The 17,694-nt window shown below is 66.8% G+C and carries 16 protein-coding genes; 11 read left to right on the top strand and 5 right to left on the bottom strand.

The window, feature by feature from the left end; translation table 11 throughout:
- Nucleotides 1-12: 12 nt before the first annotated feature.
- A complete protein-coding gene (locus AB0I98_RS16080) occupies nt 13-2,451 on the bottom strand; it encodes a UvrD-helicase domain-containing protein (RefSeq protein WP_362941251.1) in 2,439 nt (812 codons plus the stop codon).
- Between the two features lie 543 nt (nt 2,452-2,994).
- Between AB0I98_RS16080 and AB0I98_RS16075 the strand changes: the two genes are divergently transcribed.
- Both AB0I98_RS16075 and AB0I98_RS16070 read left to right on the top strand, forming a co-directional pair.
- Nucleotides 2,995-5,019 carry a hypothetical protein gene (locus tag AB0I98_RS16075; protein WP_362941248.1) on the top strand — a complete coding sequence of 675 codons (2,025 nt, stop codon included), beginning with the start codon at nt 2,995-2,997 and terminating at the stop codon, nt 5,017-5,019.
- A complete protein-coding gene (locus AB0I98_RS16070) occupies nt 5,016-5,378 on the top strand; it encodes a hypothetical protein (protein WP_362941245.1) in 363 nt (120 codons plus the stop codon). The genes AB0I98_RS16075 and AB0I98_RS16070 overlap by 4 nt, the downstream gene beginning before the upstream one ends.
- Before the next feature lie 210 nt (nt 5,379-5,588).
- Here the strand turns inward: AB0I98_RS16070 and AB0I98_RS16065 are convergent, their stop codons facing one another.
- Both AB0I98_RS16065 and AB0I98_RS16060 read right to left on the bottom strand, forming a co-directional pair.
- Entirely contained in the window at nt 5,589-6,761 is a 1,173-nt protein-coding gene (locus AB0I98_RS16065; protein WP_362941242.1) for a serine hydrolase domain-containing protein, read from the bottom strand.
- 72 nt (nt 6,762-6,833) lie between these two features.
- Nucleotides 6,834-8,177, bottom strand: a complete 1,344-nt coding sequence (locus tag AB0I98_RS16060; RefSeq protein WP_362941239.1) for a transcriptional regulator — start codon at nt 8,175-8,177, stop codon at nt 6,834-6,836.
- 252 nt (nt 8,178-8,429) lie between these two features.
- On the opposite strand from AB0I98_RS16060, the gene AB0I98_RS16055 reads away from it, so the two are divergent.
- The 5 genes from AB0I98_RS16055 to AB0I98_RS16035 all read left to right on the top strand — a co-directional run bounded on the left by AB0I98_RS16055 (nt 8,430) and on the right by AB0I98_RS16035 (nt 11,617).
- Nucleotides 8,430-8,921: an ATP-binding protein gene (locus AB0I98_RS16055; RefSeq protein ID WP_362941236.1), complete on the top strand. Its 492-nt coding sequence runs from the start codon at nt 8,430-8,432 to the stop codon at nt 8,919-8,921.
- 44 nt (nt 8,922-8,965) lie between these two features.
- Nucleotides 8,966-9,238: a hypothetical protein gene (locus AB0I98_RS16050; protein WP_362941233.1), complete on the top strand. Its 273-nt coding sequence runs from the start codon at nt 8,966-8,968 to the stop codon at nt 9,236-9,238.
- Between the two features lie 147 nt (nt 9,239-9,385).
- The gene (locus AB0I98_RS16045; RefSeq protein ID WP_362941230.1) at nt 9,386-9,553 is read left to right on the top strand and encodes a hypothetical protein; all 168 of its coding nucleotides are present in this window, start codon (nt 9,386-9,388) and stop codon (nt 9,551-9,553) included.
- A gap of 76 nt (nt 9,554-9,629) precedes the next feature.
- Nucleotides 9,630-10,826, top strand: a complete 1,197-nt coding sequence (locus tag AB0I98_RS16040; RefSeq protein ID WP_362941227.1) for a cupin domain-containing protein — start codon at nt 9,630-9,632, stop codon at nt 10,824-10,826.
- The gene (locus tag AB0I98_RS16035; protein WP_362941224.1) at nt 10,760-11,617 is read left to right on the top strand and encodes an aldo/keto reductase; all 858 of its coding nucleotides are present in this window, start codon (nt 10,760-10,762) and stop codon (nt 11,615-11,617) included. The genes AB0I98_RS16040 and AB0I98_RS16035 overlap by 67 nt, the downstream gene beginning before the upstream one ends.
- Here the strand turns inward: AB0I98_RS16035 and AB0I98_RS16030 are convergent.
- A complete protein-coding gene (locus tag AB0I98_RS16030; protein ID WP_362941221.1) occupies nt 11,605-12,462 on the bottom strand; it encodes a hypothetical protein in 858 nt (285 codons plus the stop codon). The two genes, AB0I98_RS16035 and AB0I98_RS16030, sit on opposite strands and share 13 nt — an antisense overlap.
- 1,045 nt (nt 12,463-13,507) lie before the next feature.
- On the opposite strand from AB0I98_RS16030, the gene AB0I98_RS16025 reads away from it, so the two are divergent.
- The 4 genes from AB0I98_RS16025 (at nt 13,508) to AB0I98_RS16010 (ending at nt 17,071) form a co-directional block, all read left to right on the top strand.
- On the top strand, nt 13,508-14,707 hold the full coding sequence (locus AB0I98_RS16025) for a Shedu anti-phage system protein SduA domain-containing protein (protein ID WP_362941218.1): 1,200 nt from the start codon (nt 13,508-13,510) through the stop codon (nt 14,705-14,707).
- 255 nt (nt 14,708-14,962) lie between these two features.
- Entirely contained in the window at nt 14,963-15,712 is a 750-nt protein-coding gene (locus tag AB0I98_RS16020) for a DUF317 domain-containing protein (RefSeq protein WP_362941315.1), read from the top strand.
- A gap of 106 nt (nt 15,713-15,818) precedes the next feature.
- The gene (locus AB0I98_RS16015) at nt 15,819-16,277 is read left to right on the top strand and encodes a hypothetical protein (RefSeq protein ID WP_362045337.1); all 459 of its coding nucleotides are present in this window, start codon (nt 15,819-15,821) and stop codon (nt 16,275-16,277) included.
- A gap of 251 nt (nt 16,278-16,528) precedes the next feature.
- The gene (locus AB0I98_RS16010; RefSeq protein WP_362941215.1) at nt 16,529-17,071 is read left to right on the top strand and encodes a hypothetical protein; all 543 of its coding nucleotides are present in this window, start codon (nt 16,529-16,531) and stop codon (nt 17,069-17,071) included.
- A gap of 134 nt (nt 17,072-17,205) precedes the next feature.
- On the opposite strand, the gene AB0I98_RS16005 is transcribed toward AB0I98_RS16010, so the two are convergent.
- The gene (locus AB0I98_RS16005) at nt 17,206-17,598 is read right to left on the bottom strand and encodes a hypothetical protein (RefSeq protein ID WP_362941212.1); all 393 of its coding nucleotides are present in this window, start codon (nt 17,596-17,598) and stop codon (nt 17,206-17,208) included.
- Between the last annotated feature and the right edge of the window lie 96 nt (nt 17,599-17,694).

Below are 17,694 nucleotides of genomic sequence, written 5' to 3'. Positions count from 1 at the left end.
GAAACCGCGGCGTTACGGCTTGTGGTTCCGGCCTGCGCTGCGTAGATGCTGGCGGAACTGGTCACGCAACTGTCGGAGCGGAGCGTCGCCACCGAGCCGTCGGAGAAACTCACCGACCTCCCATGTGATCAGGCCGCCCTGGCGGGAAAGGTAGAGGCCGACGTGGTCGATGCCGTACTGGTCGTCGTAGTCGAGGAGCAGGTACCCGGCGATCTGATAGATCTCGTCGCGGCCCAGGCGGCGAGGATCTTTCGTTGCTTTGCAGTCCAGCAGAAGGCCGTCGAGGATGTAGTCGGCGTCGGCTCCGCCGATGTCGCCACTGCCGGTGAACACCGGGCCGCAGACACGCGCCTTGGACGGCAGACTGCGGAAGCCGGCGAAGGGGCTGGTGGCGAGCTGCATCTGCTGGCCGATGTCTTCGACTACATACGTGGGGACAGCACCTGTGAGGTCGTCCAGGTTGGTCGCGGGGGTGGCCCCGGCAAGCATGCTGAATCGGCGGATCTGACCGGTACGGGCGATGTCCTCGAAGAACCCGGCGACGAAGCACAGCCGGGTGAGCGCGTCGTCGTCCACAATTCCCGGTGCAGCGAGGTAGGCGTCCACGGTGGCCAGAAGCTGCTGTCCCGCAGCGTGCAGAGCCTTCCGGCTCTCCGGCCCGGGGCCCCCGCGAAGGGACTCGGCGCCGTCAAGGGCCCAGACGCCTAGGGTCACAGCGGGCCCGAGCCTTCCACCGAGCGACAGACGCAGCCGGTAGTCGATGGCGTGGCCGAGCGCCGACCAGTTCGGATGCTGTACGTCGATGGGCTGGACGGGCTGCGGAAGGTGAGCGATACGGCCCAGGTAGTCGCGCACCAGGTTCTCGCTGTAAGGGAGGTGGTGCGCCATGAACTGCGAGATGGGAGAGGTGTCGTACTTCAACTGTCCGGTCAGGCTCAGCTCGATCATCGGTCGCCCGGCCACGGTGCCATCCCGGCCTGCGCCGGCCATGGAGGTCTCGTACGCGTCGATCCAGCTGATCCCGTCGATATCCAACTGATGACGGGCACGGGTCACCGCGACGTAGATCAGGCGTGCCTCGCTGGAGTTCAGCGAACGCTGCAGGCCGTCATCGTCGACGGAGGGAGCCATGAAGCCCTTGCCGATCCGGACTGAAGGCCACTCACGGCCCTTGGCCTTGTGCGCGGTGGAAACGGTGACCTTCGCGTCCTGCTCGGGGGAGAGACGGTCCACTGCCGAGATGATCTGGTCCGGGCCATAGGTGTCCACCAGCTGCACGATGGCCTTGAGGTCCTGGGCGGCCTTGTCCTGCTCGGCGTACTCCTGTACCTCGCCCCAGGAGCTGAACAAGAACAGCTCGGGGTGGCTGGTGCGCTTTCCGGCTTTCAGTTCCATGGCGGCTGCCGCGATGCGGTGGAGCGCACTGCCACCGCCGGTGAGCGCTACCGGGACGCCGAGATCCAAGAAGGCCAGGACTTCTTGCATGGCATCGGCGTTACCCCTGCACAACACCGCGTCCGGGTGCGCAAGTTTGTCGATGCGGGAAGAGCTGGGGCCGTGCCCGGTGAGCTGCATCTCGGACTCGGCGTGCCTCAGCCAGCGATTAGCCACCGTGGCGATCGCCGGACCGAAGCGGAAGGACTGGGTGAGGTGGAGGTGATCGGCCGGAAAGCCGGTCATCACGTCCCGCGCGCTGCGCCATCCGTAGATCTGCTGAGCCGGGTCACCGACACAGATCCGCTGCGCCTCCTGGGCGAGAAAGACCTCCTCCAGGACGGGATTGGTGTCCTGGGCTTCGTCGAGCAAGACGAAGTCGGCGGGTAGCGCTGGCTCGGTCATCGCCCACAGCTTCATGTAGTGATCGTGCTCGAACCGCAGCTTGCCCGCGATGGAGCAGATGTCTTGCCAGGCTCGATGCGCGTAGGGCAGCAGAGTGCGCGCGAGGAACTCCTGCCCCTGGCCGTCGAGGCCGTTGACCCACTCCATGTGGCGGGCCATGACCTGTCGGTCGGTCGTATAGCAGAACCGCCGGATCATGCCCATTACGAGGCGCGCCTGGTGATTGGCCTTGATACGGCGGGAACTGATATCCAGGTCGCGGGTGATGCCCAGCATCTGGGCGGTGTATCTGGCCGGGATACGTGCCGAGTTGTTGAGGCGCTCGCGGTAGTGATGTCCCACTGCCTGGAAGGCAAGGGAATGCGCCGTGCGGCATTCCACGTTCGGCCCGAAACGTCCGCGTGCGTCGTCAGCGATCGACCGGTTGAAGGCGACGTACAACCCACGCTTACGGGTCGCGGAGCCCATCAGGATCAGCGTGGACGTTTTGCCGGTCCCGGCCCCGGCGACCAGCGCCAGATCCCGTTCCGAGGCGAATAACTCGCGGGCAGCCTGCTGCTCTTGGGTCGGCGCAATGGCCACAGGAGTCCTCTCTGGGAAGCGCGGCTTCATGTACCGCAGCCTGCAAGGCTGCCCTCCCTCGTAACCAACCGTCAATATCGTCTTACGTTCGGTGTCCGGAGGTGCGATAAGCGTGCCCTTTGGGTGGAGGCTGCGGCAGGAGGGCGGAAACTGGTGGCCTGCGAGGGGCTGCGGAGACTCCTGCGATGAGCCGTTCACTGGGGGTGCACCGAGGGTGCAGGAGGCGGGACAACAGCACTTTGCCCACTGTGAGTTGATTGCCTCGTGCTACTGTCGATGCCGCCTGCGACGCGTGGAGCGGAGCATGGTCGCCTCAGGAGTCTCCTGGGGTAGGCAACGTGGAGGCATGCTTCCTCACGCCGCGGACCATGCCGAGTGCCGTGCTGCCGCCGAAGACCACGCTGGGGCTTGCCTCAGAAGTGTCGGAGGGGATGCGCCTGACGGCTTAAGTCGTCCGACCTCCCGGGCACGGACCACATTCGTGTGGCACCCGGGAGCAAGCGGGACGATCAGTAACTCCACTGTTCCGTGCTCCTTTGGTGTGCCCAACTACGCCCAGGAGGGCGACGGAACATGACTGCGATCTTCGAAGAGACGGCCGCTCCACACGATCACGTGCCTCCGCGACCGGTGGACAAGCTCCCCGAGCTTGCTCCGATCGCTGCCCGCCGCAAAGCGGCTGAGAAGCTCGTCGACACGTTCGACCTCGCGCCAGATGCGGCCGAGTGCGTCGCCAACGCCGTAGTGGACCCGGCCGAACTCCGCCGGTCGATCGAGACTCCGACGGCGCTGGCCATCACGGGGGGTACCCTCATCGCTGTTCGTGCGCGGGTGTGGACGCGCCGCACGCTGCCCGATATCCGAAACCCCCGCATCGGTGATGCCCGCCGCCATCCCATCGCGATCGAGCCGGGGACGGACGAGGAGTCTCGGTTCGCGCCCGTTGACGACCCCACCAGCAACGGCATCACGCCCCACCTCGAAGTCGAAGTCGAATCATCCGAGCACATGGCGTGGGCCTCGGCCCTCGCCGCCCGCGCAGTGCTCGCCGCGAACGACTGGCGATACTCGATCCGCAATCAGGGCGTACTGACTGAGGTGTGGCTTGTTGCCAACCGCTACACGCACACCGGCGAAGAGAGCTCAGACCTGTGGGCTATGACCACTGCCGAGGGGTCGTCGCGAACCACTGCCGCCCACGACCTTCTCGGAGACGGCAACAGCGTTGAAGTCGTCGTGAAGGCCGAGTCCGACACCTTCATGAGGGGTCGGATCAAGGAACTGAATACGGCATTTGAGCAAGGCCCTACGGTCAAGCAGTCCGAGGCGCTGCGCTGCGAGACCATGCCGGCGCTCATTCTCGTCGGTTACCGACCTCTGCCCGGCGGGCCCGACCGCTTCTCCTCCGCGGTCAAGTCGCTCGTAGCGCTGCGGCATGTCGACGCCCCGAAGGAATGGGGCGAAGGACCGGAACTCGAGTCACTCGCGGACGAGGCGCTGACCGTCATGGAGGACCGTGGGATCCTCACCCCTCTGCGTCGTAGGTGGCTAGCCGGCGCCATCAGCCGTTCCCAGGCTAAGACTGCCCATCTGCCGACCGACCCGGCTATTCGGGCGGCCGAGATCATTGCCCTGTTCACCAGCAACGACCAGGCCGTTCGTGACGCGATCCGAGATGCTGTGACCCGTCAGTCGACCCGCAAGCGCATCACCAAAAATGTCCGGGTGAAGCTCGCGGTGGCTTTGATCGTGAGGTCTGTGGCCGGGGAAGGGGCCAGTCCCGACCGGGTGCGTCGCTACATGCAGCACGGATTCGTCTCGGTGCGCGACAACCCCTTCAACCCCACGCACCGTGATGCCGACGCGGTACTTGGTAACGCCCTCAGCGAGTTTGACGCAGACCCGGCGGGAACGCCTGGCCAGGCACGACTCGAACTCGCTGCCCGTGCCGCGTACCCGCTCATCGCCACGCTGTCGCTGTGGGCCGACCGAGGTACCAGCAACAACCCGAACGCTGATGACCGGCGCCGTCCGGGTGAGGTCATCGACACGATGCTCACGTCACGCCTAGGAATCCAGCAGCTGCATCGGGCCATCGTCGACCACAACGACGGCCGTTCCGCTCTGCGTGCAGTCAACGAAGACGGCACCATTCGTCTCACCGATGACCGTGCGCAGGATCAGACACTCAACGACGTATACCTTCGCTCGACGTTCCCGAAGGCGGGCTCGCCGGCTCGCCCGACATCCATGGACACCCCTGACGACGCGTTGCGTGACGCTGCTGCTGTCCTCGGCGCCGCTGTACGTCAGCTCGAAGAGACCATGGCTGCCCTACGGGGAGTCAAGGCGGGGGATGGAGCGGACCACGTCGAGACGGTGGGCATCGACCTCAGCCATGTCAAGGAATGGAAGGGCATTCTGGACGCAGCCGGCGCCGACCTCGACTTCTGGGGGCGCATCTGGGAACGCCGCAACCGCAGGGGAGGCCATTCGACCGCAAGGCGGGAAGACAGCTGGTCTGCCGAGTTCCTCGACAGCCCGGACGAGGCGGTTGAGGAGTGGAACGACCAGGACGCTGCTGAGGTCGCTTCGTGACCCCTGGAAGACTTGCGTCCCTCGCGGCATATGCAGGGGACTGGCTGCACAACGACGGACCGGCAGGGCCTCTGCCGTTCGGGCCGAAGGCCGCCTTCAGCGCGGCTAAGGCGGTCTACGTCGTGTGTGGCTGGTCTGGCCGAATTCTCTACGTCGGCTCCACCACGGTTGGGGTCGCCACTCGGTTTGCCCAGCATGCCGGGGACGTCCGCAAGACGATCGACTGGACCACCGCGTACGTTATCCCGCTCAAGGACAACACTCCGGTCCGGTCCGTCCGTCGTATCGAGGGCCGCATCGGCCTGGCTGTGGGGCCGGAGCGCAACAAGGCGCTGCCTCGTATCACGGTAGCTCGCTGAGGTCGTCGTCTCTTCCCTGGTGATACGCCAGGGAAGAGACGATGAGGCGCGCGAGGCCGGAGGGAGGGAGGATGGCCCGGCGTCGGAATCAATGCTGAGCCCAGGCAATGAGCGGCTAACGTGCGCTGACCAGGTGGTGGCTGCCCTCATTGAGTCGCGCTGCGAGGTTGAGAGGGCAGCCACCACTTACTCGGAGTGGTCCCTGGCGCCTCACGCCAAAGACCTTCGCACCGCTTCAACCAGCAAAGCCGCCCGCACATCGTCGGCTCCTCCGATGATGTTGTTCATCACGTAGCCAAAGGCGACGCCGTTCTCCGAGTCGGCGAAACCGAGCGAACCGCCTCGTCCCGTGTGGCCGAAGGAACTTGGCCCGGTCATGGGGTTGGCCTCGGTGGGCAACATGTACCCGGAGCTGAACCGGCTCGGGATCAGCATCACCTGGTCCTTCCCACTGGCCTGCTCTTTGGTGGCCGACTCCAGGGTTTCCGGTGTAAGCAGGCGCATGCCGTCCACCTCACCGATCAGTGCGGCGTACATGCGGGCCAGTGCGCGTGCAGTGCCGATGCCGTTGGAGGCCGGGAGTTCCGCGGCCTGCACCTCGGACGAGTCGAAGTCGATCTCGGCGGGGTCGGTTACCGCGTACGCCCTGTTGCTGAACGACCGCGGATCCCGCCACGCGGCGACCTGTTCACGGAGTTCCTCGGGAACCGAATCGGCGGGCACGGTCGTGAGGTCCACGGCCGGCCGCTGGTACACCATGCGGCTGACCCGGTCGCGTTCACGCGCCGGCAGTCCGATGAAGAAGTCCAGTCCGAGGGGGGCGGCGATCTCGTCGACGAAGAAGCGGCCCGGTGTCCGGCCGGATACCCGGCGGATCACTTCGCCGACGAGCCAGCCCCAGGTCCTACCGTGGTACCCGTGCGCCGTGCCCGGAGTCCACAGGGGCCGCTGAGCGGCCAGCGCGGCCGCCATCGGGTGCCAGGCCAACGCCTCGTTCAGCGGCACAGGTTGGTCGAGTGTGATCAAGCCGGCCTGGTGAGACAACAACCAGCGCACCGGGACGTCCGCCTTGCCGTTCGCGGCGAACTCCGGCCAGTACTTCGCCACCGGCGCGTCCAGGTCCAGCGCACCGCGCTCGGCCAGCATGTGCGCCGCGGTCGCGGTCGCCCCTTTGGTCGCCGAGTAGACGAGTTGCAGCGTGTCCCGCGTCCACGGCCGACCGGTCTCGGAGTCGGCGATGCCGCCCCACAGGTCCACCACTGGTCGGCCGTACTGGTACACGCACACCGCAGCGCCGATGTCCCCGTGCTGGGAGAAGTTCGCCGCGAACGCGTCACGCACCGGTTCGAACCCAGCCGCGACCTCACCGTGGATCGTCGTCATGCCGTCCATCCTGGCATTCGGACTATGTGCTCCGAGGCGGTGGGCTCAGCCTGGAGGTCCTAGAGGTGACGGTCATGCCGCGACGGGCACGGCTTGAAGGCGCTCGCGGAACTCACGCACGGCGGGGACGGACTTGCGCGGTTCGAGGTGCGCGGAGAACTCCTTCAAACGGTCCAGAGCCCGTACGGAACTGACACTGCTCTCCAGGAGTTCGGTGCCGTAGTTCGCGGCGTCGAGCGCCCCGTCCAGGTCGCCGCCAGCGAGCCGGGCCTCGGCCAGGCGGCTGGAGCGTACGGCCTTGTCCCGAGGAGCCGCGCGCTTCACGGAGGTCTCGAGGGAACCCGTAGCGCGCTCCACCTGCCCGGATCGCAGCAGGACCTTGCCCTCGGTCGACTTCAGCTGGGCTTCGCCGAACCAGTTGAGCCAGTCCGGGTTCTCCTGCATCGTGTGGCGTTCCCAGTGGGACACGGCGCGGTTGAGTGCTGTTCCAGCGTTCCGGTGATCGCCGTCGCGGGACAGTGCCTCGGCCTTGTGCAGGTAGAGGAAGGACTGGGTGTACGGCGACAGCGTGCGAGGGGCGTTGTCGATGGCGGTCGAGATGAGGGCGACGCGCTCGGCGGTCCGTCCGGCCTCGGAGACGTGAACCCCCATCTCCGCGAGGATGAAGGCGCCGAACGCGTCGTCGCCGGCAGTACGGGCGCTGCGCAGAGCCCCGACGTAATAGCGCTGGCCGACGGACCGCAGCCCGGCGTCGTAGGCCATCCAGCCGGTCAGGTGCGACACCCGAGCTGCCAGGGCGTAGAGGCGGATTCGGATGCTCTCCGTGTACCTGGCGGCGCTCAGGAGGCCGGTGACAAGGGCGAGATCGCCGCGTGCCTGCTCCAGGAGCGTGGCGCCGCCGAGTTGGTCGTCGAGGGTACGGAGCGTGCTGATGCGCTGCTCGATCGTCGTGACCATGGTGTCCGTGACCTGATCCCCGCCCAAGGCCGAGGCGAAGGCGGACGGCGCGTCCACCCAACTCGCCGCGAGGCCCGTCAGGGCGGCGCCGGTGATGGTGAGAAAGCCCCGGCGATCCATGCGGCCACTCCCGACGAGTTCGGACAACGCCTCAACGGTACCGGCCTCGGTCCACGGGGCGGTGAGTCCCGTGACCTCCCAGACCGGAAGCCATCGGGGCCAACCTTCCTTGCGCGCCTGCTCATACGGGACGCGCAGGAGGTCGGCGAGTACGCGCTGGGCGTCGGCGTCCGGCTCCTGCCCCTGCTCCCACTTCCATACCGTGGTCCGGTTGGTCGCGAGCGGAATTCCGAGCAACCGCCCATGCGCCTGCATGAGGCGGGCGAACTCGGCCTTCCCCCATCCGCGCGTCTGGCGAAGGAAGCTCAGCGGGTGGACCGCCAACGGCTCACCAGGCATGTCATCACTCCCGTCATCCCCTCGCGGCGTAGTGGGGAGGCTACTTCGCGTGGCCGCCTGCGGGGAGGGCGTCCCCATGAGGAACCCCCTAGAAACGTTCCGCCTTGCTGGCTGGGGCCGTTGACTGAATATCAGCCGTCCACGGAGCCCGCGCAGGGTGTCAGCTCCCGGAACGGTTTTCAGATCGGCGGCTCCGCTCCTGCTTCCCCGTCGGGGACGGAGCCGCTCTCCAACTCCTCGGAGGCGTCAGCCATGCCCACGCTTGTCCATCGGTTCGTCCTCGCGGGTGAGGAAAAGGAAGTGCCCCTCGCCCGGCGCAAGGTCGTCGACAAGGTGTGTGCGTGGGGCGTGCCGTTGGACGACGAGACGGTTGACGCCATCCGTCTTGTCGCCTCCGAGCTCATCACCAACGCCGTGATCCACGGGGAAGGGCCCGTCACCGTCACGCTGTACCACCGCCCCGGTCGCCTGGTGATCGACGTCCTCGACGCCAATCCCTGCGCCCCGCAGACGAGTTGTGCCCAAGCCGACGCAGAGAGCGGGCGTGGTCTGGCACTGGTAGAGGTTCTCGCTTCGCGGTGTGCCTGGGAGCCTGTCGGCAGGGGGAAGCGCGTATGGGCGGAGATCGCGCTGCCCAAGGCGGCGCCCGCCATCCGAGCAGCCGTTCTGCGCAAGTTATTCGTGCCACGGCCGAAGCAGGGCCTGGCAGCCGAGCCTGAGTCGCTCTCTCTGGCGGTCGCGTGATGGGACGGCACGCTTTACGAGCGAATCCGCTTCCTGATCCCGACATGGTCTTCCGGCCTACCCGCCGCGACATCGACCCCGTCACCAGGGAGCCCACTGACTACGCGCTATGGGATCGCCACGAATGGCAGGCACGCGGCGAGTGCTGGCTGTGGTGCGGACGCGACGACGTCGAGGTGACATGGATCGGGCCCGTCCGGTCGAGCGGCATGCACGCAGCCCTCTACGCCTGCCGCGCGTGTCTGTACGAACTGGACCAGCGCGTTCTGGAGATCAACATGCGCGAGGACGCCGGCGGTCTGCCGATTCACCGCTGACCTGCCCTGTCCGTGGCGCCGGACTGCAGCGCATCGCGCGCCCAATGACCGCCGCCCCACGGCAACCCCCTCCTCCCACGGCCGTGGGGCGGCCATCGACCTCCCGTCGGAATCCCAGCGGGAGAACCGAAAAGGAAGGAGCACGAGGTGACAGAGCCCACGACACCGCCTCCGGCCCGGAGCGGCCTCCTGGTGGCGGTGAAGGAGCTGACCGCTGTCCACGACCGGTACGACAGCCTCCGGTCGGACAACCAGGGCAGTTCCGGCGACGCGCCGTGGCCGGGTGGCGACGGCAACCTGCACGACAGCGAGTAGGCACCAAGCGGTAAGGGCCGACGCGGTCGGCCCTCACCGTGTCTGCATCAGTGATCGAACCCATGGAGGACGCACGATGGAACACCGGTTGATCAGCGCCATCGAGGCAGCGCTCGGATGGAGGGGAGCCGAGGAACTCGGCAAGGACTTCGTACGCGGGAGCATGGACGACCCCGCACTCGTCTCCCGCATCATGACCCCGAACCGCCTGCTCGACATCGCGATGCGCAGGAGCCTGAACCGCCCGCAGTTCCGCTGCTTCCAGAAGGGCGAGGAGGTCCATCCGGCCATCTACTACACCGACAGCGTCAGCCCTCGCGGCCAGAGCATCTCCATGGTCAACATGCGCAGCCTGGGCAGGCTTCTGGGAGAAGGCGCGACGGTGATCATGGACCAGGCCAACGTCTTCGATCCGACGATGGAGGTCGCTTGCCGGGCCCTGCAGTGGTGGTCCCGCGAGCGAGTCCAGGTCAACGCATACCTGACGACCAACGACGCCTCTGGCTTCCCCTTGCACTGGGACGACCACGATGTCGTCATCGTCCAGCTGGCCGGCGAGAAGGAATGGGAGGTTCGCGCGACCTCCCGCGCGGTCCCGATGTACCGGGACGCCGACCCCAACAGCACACCGAGCGACGAGATCATCTGGTCGGGTCTGATGCGGACCGGCGACGTCATGCACATTCCGCGGGGCCACTGGCATCAGGCAACACGGACCGGCAGCGGCTCCGGCAAGAGCCTTCACGTCACGTTCGGCATCACCAAGCGCACAGGGGCGAGCTGGCTCGCGTGGCTGGCCGACTGGTGCCGCGAGCGCGAGATCTTCCGCCACGACCTCGACCGCTGGCACGGAACCGGCTCCGACGCCCTGACCGAGGCCGCCGCCCAGCTGATCAGCGAGCGACCGCCGGCCGACTTCTTCGACGCATACGAGCAGGCGACGACACTGCCTCGGCACATGCCGTTCCTCGACATACTCGGGCCGCTCGACGCCGTGGTGTGCACCACCCATTTCCCGCCCCAGATCCAGGAGCACGGAGAGACCGTCGACATCGTGGCCTCGGGGAAGAAGCTCACCCTCGCGGCCAAGGCCCTGCCCGCACTGCGTCTGCTGCTGAGCGGCAGGCCGGTCGAGCTGGAACAGGCCGCGGCCGTCGCCGGAGCCGAAGTGACGGAGGTTGCTGAGATCCTGGTGAAGGAGGAGCTGTGCGCGGTGCTGACCCCCGAGTTGTTCTCGGGCTACACCGGTCTCGTCACGAACGCCGGCTCCTGACCGGGGCGCTCGACCTCGGCGTCACAGCACTCGACACCAGCACCAACTACCTCGGCTTCCGCTCGCATCAGGTCCTGGCACAGACGGCAGGCGACCTGCTGCCGAAGTTCACCGTCTCCACGAAGGTGGGCTACTTTCCGCGACCGGGCGGGGCGGAGCATTCCCTGGACCCCGTACGGCTACACGCGGCCGTGGAACAGGCGGCTGGGGACCTGGGGAAGGAGCCGGATCTGGTGCTCCTGCACAACCCGGAACACTCACTCCGCGAGGCAGGCCCTCACGGCCAGGAGCTGCTGGCAGAAGCATGCGCTGCGCTCGATGACGCTACGGGCAAGGGCCTGTGCGCCGCCTGGGGCATCGCGTCCTGGGATCCATCGTCCCTGGTAGGACTGATCGACCCGACCATACCGAGGCCAGCGACGCTCATGGTCCGCGCCGGCCTGCTGGTCGGAGCCAGAACGCTGGATGCCGCAGACGCCCTCATCAAGGGGTGGAACCTGGACCCCAGCGAGGTATGGGGCATGAGCCCCTTCGGCGGCAGCACCAGCGACCCGGTGTGGGCCAAGATCGACCCCCGTGTCTTCCTCGGTGATAGCCGTCAACTGTCCTGCGTGCAGGCTGCGTTCATAGCCGCCTATCACCTGCCGAGGGTCTGCACTGTGGCTGTGGGCACTGACGAGCCCGCCCATCTGGGCGAACTCCTCGGCGCCCTGGTCGCCGACGTCGAGGAACGAACGGTCCAGGAGTACCGGAGTCTCCTGCGAGACCGTTCACGCGATCAGCCGGCCTGAAGCTCCTTGATGACCTGCTCGGCCATGCGCCGGGCGGGTTCCAGCCGAGGGTCTTCCGGGTGCGCGTACGGCCCGAGGACCTTCGAGCAGGCGAACAGCGTCATCACCTTGCCGTCCCGGCTCTCGAAGTCGGACCTGCGCTCGTGCCATACGCGGTCGGCCAGAGCCGGGACTGCAAGGGAACTCGCCCACAGCGAGGCCGAGTCCAGCCCCAGTGGCGCGTTACCCCAGTCCTCCCAGTCGAAGAGACTGAACGCCGGAGCGGTCACGTTGGCCCAGTTCAGGTCCGCGTGTGCTGGCACCCACTGCTCGATGGTCGTATCAAAATCGACAGAGAAAACACCTCGGACGGACTCGGTGACGAGGGCTTGGGTGATGGTGTCGGTGTCCGGTGTGGCGACCCGCCTCGTGCTCTGGGCCGCCAGCGCGTCCAGCGATGCGTTCAACGCCTCCCACCAGCCGTCCGGCAGCTTCGGGGCTTCGCTCAGGATGGCGCTTCCGACAGGAGTCCCTGGCAGGAGCTCGGTTTCGTCGACTCGCCACATCACCGGCCCGTCCGTGGCCCGCCAGACCACGCATCCGTGCCATTCAGGCTGGGCGATGCCCTTCAGCCGGGCGGCACTCTCGGTCCCGTTCCACCCCTGTTCGGAGATCTTGTCGAGTAGGCGCCGCTCGATCCGTACCCAGGTGTCGCGGTCTGTTCTGGCCCCCACGGATCGGCGCTTGCGCACCATCGTGTCCGGAAGCAGGCCCACCTGGAGAGACCGCTCGACGCGATCAAGAACCTCGTCAACCGGCTGTACGCGAAGGTCGACAGCCTGACCCGTGGAGACCGAGAGCGCCATGGACGCGACCGTAGCAGTGGTGCGGCAAAAGGCGCCCGTCGCCGAGGATGTAGTCGCGCGAGATCGCTGGGCCCCACGCCCTGCGGCGACTGCCTGCAGCACTTCCTCTGGCAGGTGATCTTGACCGTTACCAGGCAGGTTTGATCGCTGCAACCGTTCCCCAGATCTACCTCCGCCGGCCAGACCATGTTGGCTACCGTCCCCCAATGAAGTCACAGGTCGCCGAAGTCACCGAAGCTTGTAGCTGCCCGGCGAAGGGCAACATCTGTCAGGACTGCAAAGGAGAAGGGTGGGTGACGCCGTTGCCAGAAGATGGGCGTCGGCAAGATGCCACTGGCAGTTGCAACTCGTGCGCTGGGCGAGGAGGCCACCGCCTGCCGCACGAACCGACATGCCCCGTGATGCGAAAACACCCCAGGCTTGAGTACTTCGCACCCCAGCTCATCAGCGACACGGGCAACATCACGTTCTTCAGCACCGGCAACGCTCTCGCTCGACCAGAGGTACGGCAGCGTCTCGCACAGATCTTGTTCGGGCCGCGACCCTGACGGTCGGGGTCGTGCTGCACACAGAATCTGCCTAACAGCTAGTCAAGATCACTTATCACGGGACGGTTTGTCCTCTGTCACCCATTCGAGGCGTTTGATAGCGAACTCTGCTGTTTCGACTTCTATGAAAGTGAACCTAGTTGTGCGGGCGAGCACACTGGGGGTGCTATATGGCTGGGGCGGACGGGGCAGCCGTGCGGTGCGTCGGCGGCGACTGAACCGTGTTCTGCCATCGCCGAGACGGCGAGGTGTCGTGTGTGGATGCCGCACGCGAGCGTCGGCGGCGTCCGCTGCTGGACTGTGCAACAACCGGGTTCGAGGACGCGGGTCCGGTACGGCCGTATCGGTGGGCGGAGGGCGAGCGCTGCACACAACTAGCTTCGCTATCGATGGGCGCGAGCTGCGCCGGGTGAGGCCGTTCAGCCCGTATGGCGAGAACAACATCGACCACCAACAAGACCAGGCCCGACCCTCCGACATGAAGGACACAGCCCTCGGTGACTGAGACCAACTGGCAGCCGGTCGCGGATGCGCTTGGCCATCTGTACGCAGGGCCGACCGCAGAGCAGCATGCCATCGCCGATGAATTGATGTTTCCCCTGGCACCGGGCACACCCACCCCGGTCGCCGCCGCTCTGCTCCGCGCTCACCTTGCGAAACCCCTGCGGCTTCGGGAGCACCCGCCGATCGACGAGCCGGAGTATGACTACCTCACCCGCGTAGCAACTGAGACGAACCTGGACGTCCCAGTCCTCGAAGAGATGGGCAGCCGGGATCTTCTGGACGCGTGGCTCGAAGTCGCCTGGGCCCGGCGAACGGTCCACCACCTCGAACGTCTGCGCCCCGAAGTGGGCGATGTCGCCATCACCGTGAGGAGAAGGAAGCCCGAGGAGGACCGGTACGGGCAGATCAGCTCGATCAGCCTCAACGGCCAGCTGAACTTCCGTGGTGGTCTCGGCAGGAGAGCGTGGCCCCACACCGTCAAGCGCCTCGCGAAGGTCGGGGACGCCGACCACGGCGAACTTCTCACCAAGGCACGTGAGGAAGTCGTCGCAGAGGACCGGCGCCCTGAGCGTGTCACCAATCGCGAGCTCGCGTTGCTCGACAACTGGAAGGTCCCACGTCGCTCCTCGCTGGCGGACTGTCGAGCTCTCCAGGAGACGCTGGACAGCGCCACCGAGGAACGCCCAATGCAGGTTGTTCTGGAGAACCACCCAGCACTCCTCGCCAACGTGATCACAGGCAACCACGGGGTATGGGTCCGACCGCAAGTTCGCCTGGGCGACCAGTACGTCTCCGACTTCCTCATCGCCAGCCAGACCTCGGCGGGGTTGCGCTGGCACCTCGTCGAACTCGAATGCCCCACAGCGCGGCTCACCAACGTCGGCAACCAGCGCGAATCTCCCACACTGCGCCATGCCATCGATCAGATTCAGGACTGGCGCGAGTGGCTAAAGACCAATCTCCTGGCCGCCCGGGAAAAGCTCCCAGGGATCACCCTGGACGCACGCGGGCTCATCATCCTCGGGCGGGAGGACGGGATGGACAGCGCCCGCGAGATCCGGGATCGCCGGTCCGCCAATGACCGGATCGAGATCCGGACGTACGACTGGCTCCTGCGCGCCGCCCGCCGCGCCGACTCCTTGGCTTGGGGTCTGCTCGACGAAGAAACCGGAGACCTCAACCAGGACTGGTAGCAAGGACGGCGCCCGCCAACGCAGTCGGGCACCGCAGGTTCCCCGCATAAGGACGGGGAGCATGACGAGTCCGACCCCAGATCAGCAAGCTCGATCCAATCAACCCAGTCTGCGCAAGTTGGAGACTTCGACCGGACTGGATTCGCTGTCAACGGACACAGTTCGCCCGGGGCAGACAGGAAAGATCCCGCAAGCACTGGTACGGCGCGGGAAAGGATGTCAACGTACAGCACCCTGCCGGAGAATCCCGAGTTCATGGAGGCGCCCCTGCGTCCGCACCACCCCAGCGACACGCCTCATCCCGACTCCCCGGACCCGGTCTACTGGGTCACACCGCGGCACCTGGCTGGTGACGACGGCATACTCGCCGAGCGGATCGGCGACACCCTTGCTGGCCTCGGCTGGCGCATGTGGCCCACCTCCCGCAACACCCTGCTGTACGTGAGCCCCAACGGGCTGTGCGGTGCCGAGTGGATCCTCGCGGCCTACCCGTTCGAACTGGGCGGACTGCCCGTGGCCTGGCAACTGAGCGCTCGCCCGCACGCCGACTCCGCGATGATGGAGTGGAACGCCTACTTCACCACCGGTATCCCGTACGAAGCACTCGCCGACCTCCTCATGGCGATCGACACCCGTGAGGCACCCGACATCGGCTTCGAGGGGCCCGAAGCGGTGCTCAACGCGCTCGGTGCCCAAGGCTGGGTCCGCGACGTGGACTGTCCCCACACCACCGCCATGGACCCCGGGTTCTCCACCACCGTCTCCCTGGGACTGCAGCCGCCGCTTGTCCAGGACGCGAATCCACGCCCGGACTTGATGGGCTGGCAGGCGTGGGCGGAACCCGTTCTCGGGGCCCCGTATCTATGGTGTGCCAGCTTCAGCGCCGGCGTTCCCCATGACCTGGTCGCCGCCTTTGCCTCCGCTCTGGCTTCGCCGGCATTGGTGTCCCGCCGCACCCTGCCCAAGGACGCCGAGGGCCGGCTCATGGTCGTCCGCCGCAGCTGACCACCTGTGCCCCAGGAGTAGCTGTTGTGCTGCTCCTCGCCGACTGCCGATTTCCCCTGGGCGGACCGTTCCCCGTACTCGCCAGATGGCAGAGAAGGAGACCTATATGTTCCGAAGGTTCCGGCGCCGTGCTCGCGCCGACCGTGAGTTCCGTGATGCCCAGCGTGCGGGCCGAGCGCTGCTGCAGATGCACGCCGAATTGCCCTGGCCCGGTGCGCCCGGCCCGGTCGCCGCCACCGCCGAGCACACCCCGGAGGCTGCAGCGGAACCCGGCTTCCTACCGCCGGAATTTCGAGCGCTGTCCCGCCAAGACGTCGCCGGGTTCATGATGCCCTGGGACCAACCGCTCGTCATCGACGGCGAGGTACGTGAATGTCCTGAGTGCGGCGCATACCGGAACTGGGTTGTCCTCTGCATGCGCGACGACTCGGTGTGGCTGCGGTGCCGTGCCGGTCATACGGCGAGGGAGCCGGGCCTGGACGCGGCCTGGTACAACCGCCACTCCGGTCCGGCCGACCACTGGCACCCCACCCTTGAGGACGGGCTGCGCCATCTCGGCCACTGAATCCCACGAACCCCCTGCCCCCTCCCCTCCAGATCGCCGACCCCGGAGAGCCGGGTTGGTCAGACCGTTCGCTCCGCACCAACATGGGGTTCCACATGCGTTTTCCCATCACGACCGCGCTCTGCCTCGGTACTGTGTCCGTCCTGGTCCTGACGGCCTGCTCCAACGGCAGCGCCCGCGCCACGAACCCGACGTCTTCCGGCTCCGCTTCCGGACGCCCAGAGGGCAAGAACGCCCCATCTGCGGGGCCGTTGTCCTCGGCCGCGCTGGCAAAGAGGCTTCTGGACGAGGGCGACCTGGGCGAGGGCTACACCCGCAAGGCGGAGCAGCCCGGTCGGCACGATGACGTCACCGTGATCGGCTGTCCCGGGCTGGGTGAACTCGGCGGCGACGCTACGGCTGGCGGCGGCCTCGATTTCCCGCGCCGGGCGAAGGTCTCCTTCACCTACGCAGGCGGCACCGGCTCGGAGGTCTCCGAGGAGTTGTACAGCGGCACCGCGGCCGAGCTTTCCAGCGGAGTAAGCCGGATCTTCGAGGCGATGACCTCCTGCTCCAGCTACCAGGTACTCATCGGCAGCACGGCCGTCACGGTCACCAATCAGAACGTGTCCGTGCCCCGGCTGGGGGACGAGCGCTGGAGTCAGCTGCTCACCTTCACCGTTGACGGGCACAGCCACGTCGTCAAGCAGACGGCGGTTCGTGTGGGGATGGTGGTTGCAGTGGTCTCGGGTTCGGCCGCGCTGGTTGATGCCCACGTGGTGAAGGCGGTGGCAAAAGCCCGTGTGACCACGTGAGTTCGCGTGGATGCCGCAGGCCCGGCCGGTGTTTCCGGTCGGGCCTGCGGCGTGTGTGGTGCCAGGGTGCGTGGTGCTGAGGGTGTCGGCCGGTGGGAGGAGTCCTGAATTGCCGCCCGTTGGTGTGTGGTCAGTCAGTCTTCTTCGAGTTCGGCGTGCTCTTCGAGTGCGTACAGGGCGCTTTGAAGTGCGGTCAGACGCTCGAACTCCGCGTAGTCCTCATCGGTCATGAGGTCGTAGACGCTGTCAGGGGAGTCGTCGGGCAGCTGGTACGCGTACTTCATGTACAGGCTGACGAGGGCCTTCGCCACCAAGTCGCCTTCGCTCATCCAGTCGGCCTCATCAGGCAGCCCGTGCGCAACGGCCATGGCTATCTCGTCCGAGGTGCTGGTGGCGAACAGGTCGTGCTCGGCGCCGGTGAGCGGGCGGCCGTCGCGGCGGTACAGGCGACCGGGTTCGTCGCGGCGGGAGGTGTCCACGTCGACGAGGAGGACGACGACGCGGGGGCGGATATCGGTCTGGGCCATGCAGGTGGTTCCTTCCGGAGATCGGGGTTGAGGCACAAATGCTCCGGACGATCCCCGGTTTCGGTAACCGGGGATCGTCGGCTACAGTCCGCGCGC

This window comes from Streptomyces sp. NPDC050211, assembly GCF_040656035.1.
GTDB lineage: Bacteria > Actinomycetota > Actinomycetes > Streptomycetales > Streptomycetaceae > Streptomyces.
Note: the sequence above shows the minus strand (reverse complement) of the source record. Positions and strands in the feature narration are given on the sequence as shown.